The sequence below is a fragment of the Acidithiobacillus sp. TH-A117 genome (genome assembly GCF_057473465.1).
Window position 1 is genome coordinate 62,990 of record NZ_JBYCKQ010000022.1, and the last position, 14,315, is coordinate 77,304.

16 protein-coding genes and 1 tRNA gene are annotated in these 14,315 nt (G+C 55.5%); 12 read left to right on the top strand and 5 right to left on the bottom strand.

Annotation, left to right across the window (positions count from 1 at the left end; genetic code table 11):
- Positions 1 to 22: 22 nt before the first annotated feature.
- The 8 genes from AC2VLR_RS04635 to AC2VLR_RS04670 all read left to right on the top strand — a co-directional run bounded on the left by AC2VLR_RS04635 (position 23) and on the right by AC2VLR_RS04670 (position 7,640).
- Positions 23 to 115 (top strand) — tRNA-Ser (locus tag AC2VLR_RS04635).
- A 400-nt stretch (positions 116 to 515) separates the two neighbouring features.
- Positions 516 to 842, top strand: a complete 327-nt coding sequence (gene trxA / locus AC2VLR_RS04640; RefSeq protein WP_101538327.1) for a thioredoxin TrxA — start codon at positions 516 to 518, stop codon at positions 840 to 842.
- The gene (rho, locus tag AC2VLR_RS04645) at positions 839 to 2,212 is read left to right on the top strand and encodes a transcription termination factor Rho (protein ID WP_486881063.1); all 1,374 of its coding nucleotides are present in this window, start codon (positions 839 to 841) and stop codon (positions 2,210 to 2,212) included. Before trxA ends, rho begins: the two co-directional genes overlap by 4 nt.
- Before the next feature lie 74 nt (positions 2,213 to 2,286).
- Positions 2,287 to 2,493, top strand: a complete 207-nt coding sequence (gene rpmE / locus AC2VLR_RS04650) for a 50S ribosomal protein L31 (RefSeq protein WP_010639220.1) — start codon at positions 2,287 to 2,289, stop codon at positions 2,491 to 2,493.
- A 47-nt stretch (positions 2,494 to 2,540) separates the two neighbouring features.
- Positions 2,541 to 3,737 (top strand): malic enzyme-like NAD(P)-binding protein, encoded by a 1,197-nt coding sequence (locus AC2VLR_RS04655; protein ID WP_486881064.1) that lies wholly within the window; start codon positions 2,541 to 2,543, stop codon positions 3,735 to 3,737.
- A 6-nt stretch (positions 3,738 to 3,743) separates the two neighbouring features.
- Positions 3,744 to 4,796, top strand: coding sequence for an AI-2E family transporter (locus tag AC2VLR_RS04660; RefSeq protein ID WP_486881065.1), 1,053 nt, complete (start codon positions 3,744 to 3,746; stop codon positions 4,794 to 4,796).
- A gap of 207 nt (positions 4,797 to 5,003) precedes the next feature.
- Positions 5,004 to 6,680, top strand: coding sequence for a dihydroxy-acid dehydratase (gene ilvD, locus AC2VLR_RS04665; RefSeq protein WP_486881066.1), 1,677 nt, complete (start codon positions 5,004 to 5,006; stop codon positions 6,678 to 6,680).
- A gap of 6 nt (positions 6,681 to 6,686) precedes the next feature.
- The gene (locus AC2VLR_RS04670) at positions 6,687 to 7,640 is read left to right on the top strand and encodes a LabA-like NYN domain-containing protein (protein WP_486881067.1); all 954 of its coding nucleotides are present in this window, start codon (positions 6,687 to 6,689) and stop codon (positions 7,638 to 7,640) included.
- 10 nt (positions 7,641 to 7,650) lie between these two features.
- On the opposite strand, the gene argA is transcribed toward AC2VLR_RS04670, so the two are convergent.
- The 4 genes from argA to AC2VLR_RS04690 form a co-directional block, all read right to left on the bottom strand.
- A complete protein-coding gene (gene argA / locus AC2VLR_RS04675; protein ID WP_486881068.1) occupies positions 7,651 to 8,958 on the bottom strand; it encodes an amino-acid N-acetyltransferase in 1,308 nt (435 codons plus the stop codon).
- 68 nt (positions 8,959 to 9,026) lie between these two features.
- Positions 9,027 to 9,338 (bottom strand): BolA family protein, encoded by a 312-nt coding sequence (locus AC2VLR_RS04680; RefSeq protein WP_486881069.1) that lies wholly within the window; start codon positions 9,336 to 9,338, stop codon positions 9,027 to 9,029.
- Complete coding sequence (locus AC2VLR_RS04685) at positions 9,335 to 9,637, bottom strand: YciI family protein (RefSeq protein WP_486881070.1); 303 nt, start codon at positions 9,635 to 9,637, stop codon at positions 9,335 to 9,337. The genes AC2VLR_RS04680 and AC2VLR_RS04685 overlap by 4 nt, the downstream gene beginning before the upstream one ends.
- 44 nt (positions 9,638 to 9,681) lie before the next feature.
- Complete coding sequence (locus AC2VLR_RS04690; protein ID WP_486881071.1) at positions 9,682 to 10,233, bottom strand: septation protein A; 552 nt, start codon at positions 10,231 to 10,233, stop codon at positions 9,682 to 9,684.
- Positions 10,234 to 10,296: 63 nt separating this feature from the next.
- Here AC2VLR_RS04690 and AC2VLR_RS04695 point away from each other — a divergent pair, with 63 nt between their 5' ends.
- A complete protein-coding gene (locus AC2VLR_RS04695; RefSeq protein WP_486881072.1) occupies positions 10,297 to 11,160 on the top strand; it encodes an ATP-binding protein in 864 nt (287 codons plus the stop codon).
- A gap of 36 nt (positions 11,161 to 11,196) precedes the next feature.
- Here AC2VLR_RS04695 and AC2VLR_RS04700 read toward each other — a convergent pair whose 3' ends face one another.
- A complete protein-coding gene (locus tag AC2VLR_RS04700; protein WP_215843356.1) occupies positions 11,197 to 11,994 on the bottom strand; it encodes an inositol monophosphatase family protein in 798 nt (265 codons plus the stop codon).
- A 174-nt stretch (positions 11,995 to 12,168) separates the two neighbouring features.
- Between AC2VLR_RS04700 and AC2VLR_RS04705 the strand changes: the two genes are divergently transcribed.
- Genes AC2VLR_RS04705 through AC2VLR_RS04715 form a run of 3 tightly spaced genes read left to right on the top strand, consistent with a single transcriptional unit; the run spans position 12,169 to position 14,294 of the window.
- A complete protein-coding gene (locus AC2VLR_RS04705; protein WP_486881073.1) occupies positions 12,169 to 12,936 on the top strand; it encodes an RNA methyltransferase in 768 nt (255 codons plus the stop codon).
- A 50-nt stretch (positions 12,937 to 12,986) separates the two neighbouring features.
- Positions 12,987 to 13,757, top strand: coding sequence for a serine O-acetyltransferase (gene cysE / locus AC2VLR_RS04710; RefSeq protein ID WP_486881074.1), 771 nt, complete (start codon positions 12,987 to 12,989; stop codon positions 13,755 to 13,757).
- Between the two features lie 45 nt (positions 13,758 to 13,802).
- Positions 13,803 to 14,294, top strand: a complete 492-nt coding sequence (locus AC2VLR_RS04715) for an Rrf2 family transcriptional regulator (RefSeq protein WP_486881075.1) — start codon at positions 13,803 to 13,805, stop codon at positions 14,292 to 14,294.
- Positions 14,295 to 14,315 lie beyond the last annotated feature (21 nt).

A 14,315-nucleotide genomic window follows, 5' to 3' on the forward strand; every position in this document is an offset into this window, starting at 1 on the left:
AACAGGGTATTATCTGCCCACCGGAGAGATGGCCGAGCGGCTGAAGGCGCTCCCCTGCTAAGGGAGTATGGGGCTAAACACTCCATCGAGGGTTCGAATCCCTCTCTCTCCGCCAATTTATGCTATTCCTGATTCAACCCTGTCCGTGGTCAGATCAATACTTCAATATGCATTTCCAGTCTCCTTTATCGTAAGCCTTCGCCATAGCAAAGCAGGCTTTCACTGCATAAAAATTATATTAATATGCCGCTCAAGCCGGCGGCAGGCCAACGTTGACTGGGCCATGCTTCTCGAGCAAAAAAACCATGGTGCACGTACTCCATAACCGGTGTCAGGACAACTTACTTGCATCCCGTGCATATCGTGCTATGCTTTGCTTACCTTCAATTTGAAAGAAGAGCAAACCTGCAAGCGCCGTCCGGTGCAATAGAGTTTGGGATTATCCCACATGAATCAAAATCAATGACTTTCCACCCAAGGTGCTATACCAAACTGAGACAGAGGAGCTATCTCCCATGAGCGACGCTATTATGTATGTGTCTGATGACAGTTTCGAGACGGATGTACTGCAATGTTCCAAACCGGTTCTGGTCGATTTTTGGGCAGAATGGTGTGGTCCCTGCAAAATGATCGCCCCGATTCTTGAAGAAGTGGCAGTTGAATATGCTGAAAAGTTACAAATTGCCAAGTTTAATATCGACGAAAATCCCAACACCCCTCCGCAGTATGGTATTCGTGGTATCCCCACCTTGTTGCTGTTCAAAAATGGAAAACTGGAAGCAACAAAAGTGGGTGCCTTGAGTAAAGCCCAGCTGACGGCCTTTCTGGATAGCCAACTTTGAATACACCACGTCCCCGCCGTAAATCGCCCCGTACACCCAAGTCCTTTCCCAACGAAGATATTCTGATCGAAGAAGAAGAGTCTTTGCTGTTGCCAAACCCGGGCGCGACAGCCATGAATCTGACGGATTTGAAAAGAAAAACTGCCGCTGAACTGGCCATCATTTGTCAGGATATGGGTCTGGATGGCACTGCCCGTCAGAAAAAACAGGAAATCATTTTCAATATCCTGAAAGCCCATGCCCGCAATGGCGACGCGATTTATGGTGAGGGCGTGCTGGAAATCCTGCAGGATGGTTTCGGGTTTTTACGAGCAGCCTCCGGGTCTTATATGGCTGGACCCGACGATATTTATGTTTCTCCTTCGCAAATCCGCCGCTTTCATTTGCAGACCGGTGACACGGTGTCCGGACAAATTCGGCCACCCAAGGAAGGGGAGCGCTATTTTGCTTTGCTTAAAGTAGAAAGCATCAATTTTGAATCTCCCGAAGCGACCCGCAACAAGGTCAACTTTGATGATTTGACGCCTTTGTTTCCCGATGAGCCCCTGCGTCTGGAATATGATAGCGTGGCTTACGGGGAAGTGGCACCGCGTATTATCGATCTGGTGTCGCCCATCGGCAAAGGCCAGCGCGGCTTGATCGTAGCGCCCCCCAAAACCGGTAAGACGGTATTATTACAGCAGATTGCTCACGCCATCACGGCCAATCATCCTGAATGCTATCTGATTGTGTTGCTGATTGATGAACGTCCCGAAGAGGTGACGGACATGCAGCGCTCGGTCAAAGGCGAGGTGGTTTCCTCCACTTTTGATGAGCCGGCGACCCGCCACACTCAGGTCGCTGAAATTGTGCTTGAAAAAGCCAAGCGTCTGGTGGAGCACAAACACGACGTGGTGATTTTGCTGGATTCCATTACCCGTCTGGCCAGAGCTTTCAATACCGTGGTGCCGTCATCTGGCAAGGTTTTGACGGGAGGCGTGGACGCCAATGCCCTGCAGAAGCCCAAACGGTTTTTTGGCGCTGCCCGGAATATTGAGGAAGGTGGTAGTCTGACCATTATTGCCACGGCCCTGGTTGAAACCGGCTCCAAGATGGACGAAGTGATTTTTGAGGAATTCAAGGGCACCGGCAATATGGAAGTACATCTGGATCGCCGTCTGGCGGAAAAACGCACCTATCCGGCCATTAACCTCAATAAATCCGGAACGCGTCGGGAAGAACTGCTGGTCCCTGCAGATTTGCTCAGCAAGATGTGGGTGTTGCGCAAATTGCTGGCACCCATGGATTCTCTGGAGTCCATGGAGTTCCTGCTGGACAAGGTCCGCGCGACCAAAAACAATGCGGAGTTCTTTGACTCCATGAACCGCTGAGGATTGGCTGGACGCCTGCCCCCTCTATCCCTATAATTCGCCTCTTTGTATTCAGGCCCGAGAGTAGCTTAATCATGAAATCCGAAATTCATCCCAAGTACGAAGAAATCACGGTCACCTGCAGTTGCGGGAATGTGTTCAAAACCCGTTCAACTGCCAATCGCGATCTGCACATCGATTTGTGCTCCGAATGCCATCCGTTTTACACCGGCAAGCAGCGTAATGTGTCTGCCGCTGGGCAGGTTGAAAAATTCCGCAAGCGCTACGGCGGCGGTCAGTAAAATTCCATGGAAGCCAAGGAAGCCCAGGCAGAATTGGACGGAGGGCCTTGGAGTATCATTCCCGGCCCCCCGCTGGCAAGCTGGCGGTCATTCCCAGCAAGTCCTGCAAGAGCCAGGATGATTTGTCCCTGGCTTATACCCCCGGGGTTGCTGCCCCGGTGCGGGAAATAGCGGCCGATCCTGAAAAAGCCTATGACTATACGGGCAAAGGCAATCTGGTCGCTGTGGTCAGTAATGGTACTGCCGTGCTGGGGCTGGGCAATGTCGGCCCTCTGGCCGGCAAACCGGTCATGGAAGGGAAAGCGCTGCTGTTCAAGCATTTCGCCGATATTGACGCTTTTGATATCGAAGTCCAGACGCGTGATGCCGAACATTTGATTGATGTGGTGGCCGCCATTGCTCCGGGTTTCGGTGGGATCAATCTGGAAGATATCGCCGCTCCCCTGTGTTTTCAGGTGGAAGAAGCTTTGCAGAAAATGCTGGATATACCGGTGTTCCATGATGATCAGCATGGCACGGCGGTGATCGTGGCGGCGGCTTTGCAAAATGCTCTGGAATTGCAGGGCAAAGCTTTTAGTGGCGTTAAAGTCGCCATAGTCGGCGCGGGTGCCGCTGGTCTGGCCATAGCCCGCATGTTGCGGGCGCTGGGTGTCACGGCTGTTTATTTGAGTGATGTCCATGGGGTACTGCATGAAGGGCGTAATGACCTGACCCATTGGCATCAAGCTTTTGCTACAGCCCCGGCGCACTGGACCCTGAACGATATGCTCGAAGGCGCCGATGTGCTGATTGGTGTGTCGGTGCGCGGTGCCATTCCTGAAAGTGCTTTGCCCGGATTGGCGCCGCGACCGGTGATATTTGCCCTGGCGAATCCCGATCCGGAAATTGATCCGGCGGCTGTCAAGCGCCTGCGGCCTGATGCCATCATGGCAACCGGGCGCTCGGATATGCCCAATCAGGTCAATAATGTCCTGGGCTTTCCCTTTTTGTTTCGGGGTGCTCTGGATTGTCGGGCCCGGCAGATCAATCAGGAGATGCTGCTGGCTGCGGTGGATGCGCTGGCGCGTCTGGCCAGAGAACCCGTCCCGGAAGAAGTCCAGCATGCTTATGGCTTTTCCGGAGTTGCAGGACTGCAATTCGGGCCGGACTATTTTATTCCCAAACCGCTGGATCCGCGTTTGCGGCAATGGGTGGCGGGCGCAGTCACTGCTGCCGCGCGAAAAAGCGGCGTCGCCCGGATTTAGCTTTACATGCGTGTCGCGGATCTGACGGTTCGCGATCTGCGCTTCGTCTTCGGGCAAGGGCTCGCTGCGCTGTTATTTTTTTGGCTGGTCTGGCAAATCCTTTCGCCTTTTCTGCCAGCTATTGTCTGGGCAGCCATTCTGGTGTACGCAACCTGGCCCCTGACCGCACCCCTGCGCCGTCACTGGCCGCCCTTTCTGGCTGCTGGCGCAGCCACCCTGCTGCTGGCGCTGATTTTTATTCTACCCGTATTGTTTCTCAGCATGACTTTGGGCACGGAATTGCACCATGTCCTGACGGAGCTGGGACAGCAGGATACGCAAAAGCTGATCAGTAATACATGGCACAGTAATCCCTGGCTCCAGGATATCATCCAACAGATACCCGCTTCCTGGAAGGCCCAGTGGCGTCCCGGCGCATTGTCACCGGATTTGTCCGCCTGGGCGGGACGCATTGGCGTGCTGGCTGGTGGTATCGGCCGGCTGGGAGCCTTGCTGGTGTTGGTGCTCATCACGGCGTTTTTCTTTTATCGCTACGGGCTGGAGCTTCTGGAGCAACTGCGGCGCTTCGTGCATCAAGTGTTGGGGCAGCGCGGAGACGCTTATCTGCAGACGGTTGCCAGCACGATTCGCGCGGTCATCTATGGAATTCTCGCTACGGCGCTGGCCCAGGGCGCTCTGGCAGGTCTGGGTTATTGGGTGACGGGCCTGTCCGCCCCGGTGCTGCTGGCCGTAGTGACGCTGCTGTTTTCCTTTTTGCCATTCGGCACCCCCCTGGTCTGGGGGGCGGCCAGTATCTGGCTGCTGATTCATGGGCAAACCTGGGCCGGCATCGGGCTGGCACTGTGGGGAACTCTGGTGGTCAGCTGGATAGATAATCTGATTCGTCCGTTGGTGATCTCCAGCGCGGTACATATTCCTTTTCTCCTGGTGCTCTTTGGGGTGCTCGGCGGTATTCTGGCTTTTGGTTTGCTCGGATTATTTCTCGGTCCGGTCATTCTGGCCATCCTGCTGGCTATCTGGCGCGAATGGCTACCCCCTGCTCAGGAGAGCGAAAGCTGAGCCTTGATCCACTCCCAGTTTCGGCAGGGTGCTGCCCAAGGGGATGGAGAGGAATAACTGCACGGATGGCTGCGCCTTGGCCTCTGCGGCACTTGGTTCTATACTCGACAGAATGACCAGTTGGCGGACAGGGTGATTATCCTCCTGCCCCGTCGTTTCCGGGTCCCGCCGCAAGGCACGGCCCCTTGAATATGCCCCGAGGTTGACATGCGCTCTGATATGATCAAAAAAGGTTTTGAACGGACTCCCCATCGCTCCTTGTTGAAAGCGTGCGGGGTCACTGACCGCGACATGGACAAGCCCTTCATCGGGGTGGCGAATTCTTACATTGATATTATTCCCGGCCATGTGCATTTGCAGGAGTTCGGGCGCATCGTCAAGGAAAATATCCGTGCGGCTGGGGGCATTCCCTTCGAGTTCAATACCATTGGCGTGGATGACGGTATCATCATGGGTCATGACGGTATGCGTTACTCATTGCCGAGCCGGGAGTTGATTGCCGATTCCATTGAAACCGTGGTTCAGGCCCATCATCTCGATGCCCTGATTTGTATTCCCAACTGCGACAAAATTGTTCCGGGGATGATCATGGGCGCCTTGCGCTGTGACGTGCCGACCGTTTTTGTCTCTGGCGGTCCGATGGAGGCGGGCAGGCTTTCCGACGGCACTTCCATTGATCTGGTGACGGCTTTTGAAGCGGTGGGACAGTTCAAGCGCGGCCAGATTACGGAAATTCGCCTCAAGGAAATCGAAGACAAGGCCTGTCCTACCTGTGGTTCCTGTTCGGGTATGTTCACCGCCAACAGCATGAACTGTCTGATGGAGGTGTTGGGTATTGCTCTGCCGGGCAATGGCACCATTCTCGCCACAGCGGCAGAGCGACGTGATCTGGTCAGACAGGCCGCAGATCGGGTGGTGGCTCTGGCCATGGCCGAGGGGCCGACTATGCGCCAACTGGTCGATTTTGAGGCCATTGATAATGCCTTTATTCTCGATATGGCCATGGGCGGCTCTACCAATACCGTATTGCACACCCTCGCTATCGCCCGCGAAGCAGGCATCCAGTATCCCTTGGCCCGTCTCAACGATCTGGCCCAGCAAGTAGCTTATCTGGCCAAGGTATCGCCAGCCCTATCGACGGTGCATATTGAAGATATCGGACGCGCGGGCGGTATTCCGGCAATTCTCCATGAGGTGCACAAGCGTAATCCTGATGTGCTGCATCTGGACAAGCCTACCGTCAGTGGCCAGAGTTTGCGGGAAATTGTCACTCAAGCCAGTGTCAAAGACAGTAAAATCATTCATTTGGCCAGTGATCCCATTGCGCCTACCGGGGGTTTGCGGGTGGTTTTCGGGAATCTCGCACCGGAAGGGGGCATTGTCAAAATCGGCGCGGTAATACCGGAAATGCGCCGCTTTTCCGGTCCGGCAAAAATCTTTGAGAGTATGGATAGTGCCGCTGAAGGCATCCTGGCGGGTGAGGTCAAGGCCGGAGATGTGGTGGTCATTCGTTATGAAGGCCCCAAAGGTGGCCCCGGTATGCCGGAAATGCTGACGCCTACGGCCAATATCATGGGCATGGGGTTGGGAGAAAGTGTCGCCCTTATTACCGATGGCCGTTTCAGTGGTGCGACACGGGGTGCCTGTATAGGGCACATTTCGCCGGAGGCGGCGGAGGGCGGACCGATTGGCCTGCTGAAAGCAGGAGATATTATCTCGCTGGATCTGGACAATGGCAAAATTCATGTGGAACTCAGTGATGAAGAACTGGCCGAACGGCGCAAGCATTGGGTACCGATTGAAAAACCATTGTCTTCTTCCTGGCTGCGCCGTTATCGCAAGTTGGTGACCAACGCCGCCAATGGTGCCATTCTGGAGTCATGATTACGCATGAGTAACGGTGAATTGCATATTGGTGTATATGTAGACGCGGAAAATGTCCGTTATAACGGCGGCTATGCCATGCGCTATGACGTGCTGCGCCGTTTTGCCGCGCGGGAAGATCAGGCCCGCCTGCTGCGTCTCAACACCTATATGGCCGTCGATGGCGAGCGGATGAAAAGTGATCGCGAATACCGGGAAGGTATTCGCAGTTATCAGCAGGCGGTGCGCGATCTTGGCTGGAAAATCATTGAAAAGCCGGTGCGCTGGTTTGTGGATGATGAGGGTAACCGGGTTTCCAAAGCCAATGCCGATCTGGATCTGGCTGTGGATGTCATGCTTCAGTCCGAACGTCTCGATCAGTTACTGCTGGTGACCGGCGATGGCGACTTTCTGCAGGTGGTCAGAGCATTGCAGAATAAGGGCTGCCGTGTAGAAGTCCTGGCATTCCGCAATGTTTCCAGAGAATTGCAACACGAAGCCGATGCCTTTTATTCGGGCTATCTGGTACCGGGCCTGTTACCCACCCGGGGAGATATGCGTGTTCCCTGGGGAGAAATGGGTTCGCGTATTCGTGGCATATGCATCCGTTGGGAAGCCGAGCGGGGTTTTGGTTTCATTCGCTTTTTGACGGGGGTCTCCGCCCGGCTCTGGGTCACCGATACCCGGCATGAAGATTCTCCCTATGAGTCGGCCTTTGTGCATATTTCTGATTTACCCCGCGAACTGGATACGGACGATCTGCCCAGTCGGGATATCATTCTGGAATTTGATATTGAACCCAGTGAGACCGAAAAAGGCGGATTCATTGCCCGGCGCTGTACCGTGGTCAACCGTTATGATGGCCGCAGCGGCGGGATGAACAAAACCAGCGACAAGCCGCCCCTGACCCGTGAAGAAGAGGTGCTGGAAGAGGATTCTGCGTCTGTCGAGGTGCCGCTGGAGGCAGAGGCAGCGCTGTAGGCACAAAAACTCAGAGAGTCTGAAAAAAAACCTGACTGCGGCGTTGAAAGTTGTACAGTTGTTGCCGGGGGATCGGCAACTCCTCCAGGGAGCCCTGGCGGAATTTGCGTTCCAGGAACCAGTGGGTCGTTTGCGTGCTCAGGACAAAAATGCGGGATAACTGCCTTTCCCTGGCCCAGTTCTCGCAGAAGGCCAGCAGCCTTTCACCACGTCCCTGACGACGGTAAAGACTGTCTACCGCCAGGCAAGCTACTTCCGCCATGCCTTGTTCCGGATAGGGATAAATGGCCGCACAACCGATGATCTTGCCATCGCGCTCCATGACCACGAAATGATCGGCTTCCATTTCCAGGCGTTCCCGGCTGCGCTTGACCAGAATCCCTTTTTCTTCCAACGGCCGAATCAGGGCGAGGATGCCGGGAATATCGGTGACCGTGGCCATGCGCATATGTTCAAAGGAATCGCGGGAAATCAGGGTGCCGAGGCCGTCGCGGGTAAATAGTTCGCGGAGCAGGGCACCATCCACATGCCGGGAAATCAGATGAATGCGCTCCACGCCCTTGGCGCAGGCTGTTGCGGCGCTGTGTAAATGTTCGCGGACTTCCGTAGAAAGATCTTGGCGTTCCAGCAAGGCGGGGATTTCCGAAGAGGTCAGTTGACGCAGTAATGTTCCTTGCGCATCGATAATACCCTCCTCATCCATGTAAAACACCAGCTTGGCAGCACCCAGGGCAACGGCGGCCGCCACTGCCACTTCTTCGGCACGGATGTTGAACAGAGTACCGGTGGGAGAAACCCCGATGGGCGAGAGTAGTACAATTTCATCGGCAGCGAGATGGCGTTCCATGACCTCACTTGCCACCCGCCGGACCTTGCCGGTGCTTTGGTAATCCACCCCGTCCAGAATACCGACGGGCTGAGCAATGATGAAGTTGCCGCTGACCACCTGCAGCCCGGCATGGGCCATGGGTGAGCCCATCTGCCCTTCGGACAGGGCCGCTTCCACGACCAGGCGGGCACCGCCCACAGCTTCGCGCAGCACCTGCATGGCTTCCGGGCTGGTGATGCGTTTGCCATGGATGCGTTGAGTCTGTAATCCATGTAGTTGCAGGGCTGCATCGATTTGTGGTCCGGCACCATGCACCAATACCACGTTAATGCCCAGACTGTTGAGCAGGGCAATATCATGGGCGAGCACACGGATGCTGCCATCGGCAATGGCATCGCCGCCAAAATTGATGACGAAGGTCTGCCCCCGGAAGCGGTGGATGTACGGGGAGGATTCGCGAAAGCTGCGCACGAAACTATCGGCCGGCATTCGATTATCCTGCCAGTTTCGGGGCAAATAGGGCGTTGCGCGCAATCAATGCGGTTTTTCCAGACACTTTACTGGGTATTGAGGGAGATGCTTCGGCGCGGAGCTTTGGGCTGATTCAGCGCGGCAAATTCTTCGGGAGTATAGGCTTTTACGGCCAAAGCATGCATCTGCTCACGAACCGACTCGGTAGCGGCATTGATCAGTCGATGCCGGGCGAGGGGTGCCATCCCTGCAAACTGGGCGCAGACAATGCGTAGCTCATAGTGTCCACCGCCATCGGATTGCTCATGTTCACTATGGGCTTCCGTGCGATCTTTCACTTCCAGAAATTCGGGGTGGAGGGCATCTTCCAGTAATTGTTCCAGTTGTTGCTTGTTCATGGCAGAAATACTCCTTTATAGGGGCGCACGCTGACATCTGCATAGACCCCGGCACTGAGATAGGGTTCGGCAGCCGCCCAGGCGTGGGCTTCGTCCAGGGAATCAAAGCGGGCAATAATCAGGCTGCCGGTGAAACCTGCTTCACCGGGTTCTTCCGTATCCAGGGCAGGGAAGGGACCTGCAGTCAGCAGCCGTCCTTCGGATTGCAGCTGATGCAGGCGTGCCAGGTGATCGGCGCGGGCCGTCTGGCGTTTGCTCAGGGAATTGGGGTTATCGGTACCAATGATGCAGTAATACATAGTGTTGTCCTGTCAATAAAGAGAGTCTGGCCTCTGTACGGGAGTCATGAGTCACCGTCTTTCACTTCCTGGGGCAGCGCCCGGGAAATGAGCACCGCCTGGAACAATACAAAAATGATGGTAATACCCAGCATACCGAACAGCTTGTAATCCACCCAGATGCCCGTGGAAAAACTGTAGGCTACCACCAGATTCAATATTGCACTGAAAAGAAAAAAAATGATCCAGTATGCGTTGAGACGGCGCCAGAACGATGGGGGCAGGGTTGCGGGCAATTGCCCACCCATGAGACGTTCCAGTAAAGGCTTTTGCCGCCAGTGGGTGAAAAACAGGACCCCGGCAAAGAGCAGATAGAGTATGCTGGGTTTGACTTTGATAAAAGTATCATTATGAAAATAAAGGGTCAGCCCGCCGAATATAAGAATCAGAAGGGTGGATACCCAGGTCATGGTTTCAATACGTCCGTGCCGCCACCACTGCCAGGCCATCAGTATAATGGCAGCCACAATCAACACTTCCGTGGCCGTATAAATGCCATGAATCTTGTAAGCAATAAAAAACAGGATAATGGGTAGAAAGTCGGTAAACAGTTTCATGACAGGACGCAGTAAGATAAAGTGGTTCGGAGCTATCTAATCACAGAAAGGAGTTTAAGGACAGTGGAACGTCAGCACTTGCTGGAAGGTTTGGCCGCGCTGCTGGGAGATGGCGGTAGTCATCCTCTGCCCGATTTTGCTCAGGTGAAGGCCGCGCGTTGGCGCCATTTGCCTCTGGGCGGGCGGCTAGAAGGCGTGACCCGGGTGGATTTGCCGGAAATGGACGAGCTTCTGGGTATCGACGAAACCAAGGCAGCCCTGGATCTGAATACCCGTCAGTTTGTGGCGGGATATCCGGCCAATGATGCTCTGCTCTGGGGCGGCAGGGGAACGGGAAAATCCTCTCTGGTCAAAGCCCTGCTGCAGCGTTATGCCGATCAGGGGCTGCGCCTCATTGAAATGGATGCCGATGGCATTCTCGATTTACCGGAGATTTTGGCGGCATTGCAGGCCGCTGATCCAGAGCAACGCTATCACTTTGCCCTGTTTTGTGATGATTTGTCTTTCAGTTCTGACGATCCGGGCTACAAGGCGCTCAAATCCCTGCTGGATGGCGGTGTCGAGGCGCGCCCTGATAATGTCCTCCTGTATGCCACCAGTAACCGCCGACATCTCATGCCCCGGCACTTTTCCGACAATGAAGAATATCATCGTCATGGTGAAGAGATTATTGCGGGAGAAACCGCCGAGGAAAAAATCAGCCTGTCCGAGCGCTTTGGGCTATGGTTGGGCTTTTATCCCTTCGATCAGGCCATGTATCTGGATATTTGTGCGATCCATCTGCGCCGCCTGGAGGTGGCTGCAGATGCCGGAGAGTGGCGGGAAGAGGCCTTGCGCTGGGCGCTGCAGAGAGGATCACGCAGTGGTCGGGTGGCGCGCCAGTTTGCCAGGCACTGGGCCGGGTCGCGGGCATTGGCAGCGCAGTAAGTATCAGAAACGCTGACGGCCTCGACGCGCTGCTGTTCAGGCTTGAGGCCTGTTGATTTCCTGGCTGATGATGTGGAGCATTTGCGCATGTACGCGCAAATTGCCGGCGACAATATTGCCATTATCCAGATAACCCTGGTCACCCGTGAAGTCGGTGGCCACACCACCGGCCTCCTGAACCAGCAAGGCTCCTGCTGCCAGATCCCAGGGCTTGAGATTGAACTCCCAGAATCCGTCATAACGACCGGCGGCCACATAAGCCAGATCCAGGGCGGCGGAACCGGGGCGGCGGATGCCCGCAGTTTTGAGCATGAAGGCCTTGAAGGTCGCCATGTAAGTGTCGAGATAGGAGAAGTCCCGGAACGGGAAACCAGTCCCGAGCAGGGCACCCTCCAGATCCTTGCGCTGGGCAATGCGCAGGCGGCGATCATTGAGGTGGGCGCCGGCGCCGCGAGAGGCCGTGAACAGTTCATCATGAATGGGATTGTACACGACTGCATGTTCCAGACGATCAAAGTGCTTGATGCCAATGGATACGCAAAGTTGCGGCATGCCGTGAATGAAGTTGGTGGTACCGTCGAGGGGGTCGATGATCCACTCGAATTCCTTGTCGGCAATGCGACTGCCTTCCTCGGCCAGAATGCCATGCTCGGGATAGGCGCGACGGATGATTTCGACGATGGCAGCTTCGGCGCGCTGGTCCACGTCGGTCACAAAATCGTTATGGGCCTTGGGGGTGATGGTGATTTCATTGACCCGCGCAAAACTGCGGTTGATGATATCGCCGGCTTTACGGGCGGCACGAATGGCGGTTACAAGAATGGGATGCTGCATGGGAACCCTATGGGAAAACAGAATGGATGCTTTCCAGTATAAAGGAGAACGGCATAGACCGCACGAATGCCATTGAAAGTGGTGCCAGGAAGCGGTGACTGGGGGAGAGGCTTCCAGGTTGGTTGGAAACAGTAATGCACGGGGCAGGAAGTAGATGATCAGGAGTAACACATTGTGAGTGCAGAGATTTTACAGGGTTTGCGAGTGGTGCTGGTGGAAACCAGCCATCCGGGAAATATTGGCGCCACGGCTCGCGCCATGAAAGTCATGGGCTTACAACACCTGGTGCTGGTAAACCCGCGCTACTTTCCCCATCCCGAAGCCACAGCCCTGGCTTCGGGAGCGGAGGATATTCTCGATCGGGCCCAGGTCACGACGGATCTGGCCACTGCCTTGCAGGGGTGTCACAAGGTATATGGCACCAGTGCCCGGGACCGGCGCATTCAGTGGCCGGTGCTGGATGCCCGGGAGGCGGCGTTGGACATGGTGCAGGAGCTGGCAGGCGGTCATTGCGCCCTGGTTTTTGGTCGGGAGCGCACCGGGCTCAGTAACGAAGAGCTGGATCACTGTCAGGTGCTGGTCAATATTCCCACCGCCGAATTATATCATTCATTGAATCTGGGTCAGGCAGTACAGGTGCTGGCTTATGAATTGCACATGGCGACTCTGGCCGAGCGTGCAGACGTGTCTGGCGAAGCTACTGCTGCGCTTCTGGATTCGCCCGCACCCATGGAGGACATGGAGGGTTTTTATCAGCACTTGGAGCAGGTGCTGCGGCAAAGTGGTTTTCTCCAGGAAATTCGTGCCGCCCGCATGATGCGCCGCTTACGGCGTCTGTATGACCGGGCACGACCCAGTGCCAATGAAGTCAATATCCTGCGCGGTATTCTCACGGAAATACAGCGCTGGGCGACGAATAGTAGACAAAAAGGGTCGGGATAGTCTTTAATGCGGGCTGAGAAGAACAGACGAAACCGGGAGGAGGCAAGGGGATGACTGGTCATTGGCGTGCTGACCTGGATGCTGTTTTTGCCCGTGATCCCGCCGCCCGCAATCGTCTTGAGGTGTTGCTGACCTATCCCGGGGTCCACGCCCTGTTCCTGCACCGTCTTGCCCATGGCCTGTGGAAACGGCACTGGCGCTTGCTGGCCAGGATTATCGCCGCATTTTCACGATTCTGGACCGGGATTGAAATTCATCCCGGTGCCTGCATTGGTCAACGTTTTTTTATCGATCACGGGATGGGAGTGGTGATTGGTGAAACGGCGGAAATTGGCGATGACTGCACGCTCTATCACGGGGTTACCCTGGGGGGCACTTCCTGGCAACCGGGCAAGCGTCACCCCACTCTTGGAAACGGGGTGATTGTGGGGGCCGGCGCCAAGGTGCTGGGGCCGATAGTGGTGGGCGATCAGGCTCGAATCGGTTCCAATGCGGTGGTGGTCAAAACGGTTCCTGCAGGAGCTACTGTTGTGGGTATTCCCGGCCGGGTGGTCAATAAAGCCGAACAGCATCCCGATAATTTTGAGGCCTATGGCCTGACCGGTCAGATGCCGGATCCAGTGGCCAGGGCCATAGAATGCATGCTCGAACACATGCACCGGCAGGATGCCGAAATAGCCCAACTCAGGGAGGGGGTGCAGCAGTTGCAGCCCAGACAAAGCTTGATGCCGGTGGAAGAAATTGCCTGCTCTCTGGACCCGGATCCGGCTGCCCCGGAACAAACTCCGCCAAGACGGGGAACTTCATCCGTGAATACTTGACTAATTTAGTAGAGATAGTAGGATGTGCCACAGAGGTATTCCGATATGAAATTGACGACAAAGGGCCGTTATGCCGTAACCGCCATGCTCGACTTGGCTTTGCATCAGCAGGACGGGGTGGTGACGGTGGCGGATGTTTCCCAGCGTCAGCAGATTTCAGTGGCTTACCTGGAGCAGTTGTTTGGGCGTATGCGGCGTGTGGGGTTGATTGAAAGTGTGCGCGGTCCTGGCGGTGGTTACCGGCTGGCACTGCCGGATTCGCAGATTTCCCTCACCCGTATTGTCGAGGCGGTCAACGAATCCATCAGCACCACTCAGTGTGGTGGTGAGCCGCAGAATTGCTGCAAGGGCGACGGCCAGCAGTGTCTGACCCACGATCTCTGGGAAGAATTGGGTGACTTGATTGCCGGGTTTCTCGGAAGCATTACTCTGGGCGATCTGGTGACGCGGCACTTGAAAAAAGAATCGATGCAAGCTATGCCGGTTCGTCTACAAAATCGCCATACGTTGCGTACGGCAACGCATGATACCGCTTGATACCATGAGGTGAGGTGCAGA

Bases quoted from the DNA above. Each gene is read 5' to 3' on its own strand.
- AC2VLR_RS04700 (WP_215843356.1), bottom strand. From the start codon at position 11,994: ATGCAGCATCCCATTCTTGTAACCGCCATTCGTGCCGCCCGTAAAGCC.
- trxA (WP_101538327.1), top strand. From the start codon at position 516: ATGAGCGACGCTATTATGTATGTGTCTGATGACAGTTTCGAGACGGAT.
- AC2VLR_RS04680 (WP_486881069.1), bottom strand. From the start codon at position 9,338: ATGAACAAGCAACAACTGGAACAATTACTGGAAGATGCCCTCCACCCC.
- AC2VLR_RS04660 (WP_486881065.1), top strand. From the start codon at position 3,744: ATGCGTGTCGCGGATCTGACGGTTCGCGATCTGCGCTTCGTCTTCGGG.
- cysE (WP_486881074.1), top strand. From the start codon at position 12,987: ATGACTGGTCATTGGCGTGCTGACCTGGATGCTGTTTTTGCCCGTGAT.
- rpmE (WP_010639220.1), top strand. From the start codon at position 2,287: ATGAAATCCGAAATTCATCCCAAGTACGAAGAAATCACGGTCACCTGC.
- AC2VLR_RS04670 (WP_486881067.1), top strand. From the start codon at position 6,687: ATGAGTAACGGTGAATTGCATATTGGTGTATATGTAGACGCGGAAAAT.
- argA (WP_486881068.1), bottom strand. From the start codon at position 8,958: ATGCCGGCCGATAGTTTCGTGCGCAGCTTTCGCGAATCCTCCCCGTAC.
- AC2VLR_RS04685 (WP_486881070.1), bottom strand. From the start codon at position 9,637: ATGTATTACTGCATCATTGGTACCGATAACCCCAATTCCCTGAGCAAA.
- AC2VLR_RS04715 (WP_486881075.1), top strand. From the start codon at position 13,803: ATGAAATTGACGACAAAGGGCCGTTATGCCGTAACCGCCATGCTCGAC.
- ilvD (WP_486881066.1), top strand. From the start codon at position 5,004: ATGCGCTCTGATATGATCAAAAAAGGTTTTGAACGGACTCCCCATCGC.
- AC2VLR_RS04690 (WP_486881071.1), bottom strand. From the start codon at position 10,233: ATGAAACTGTTTACCGACTTTCTACCCATTATCCTGTTTTTTATTGCT.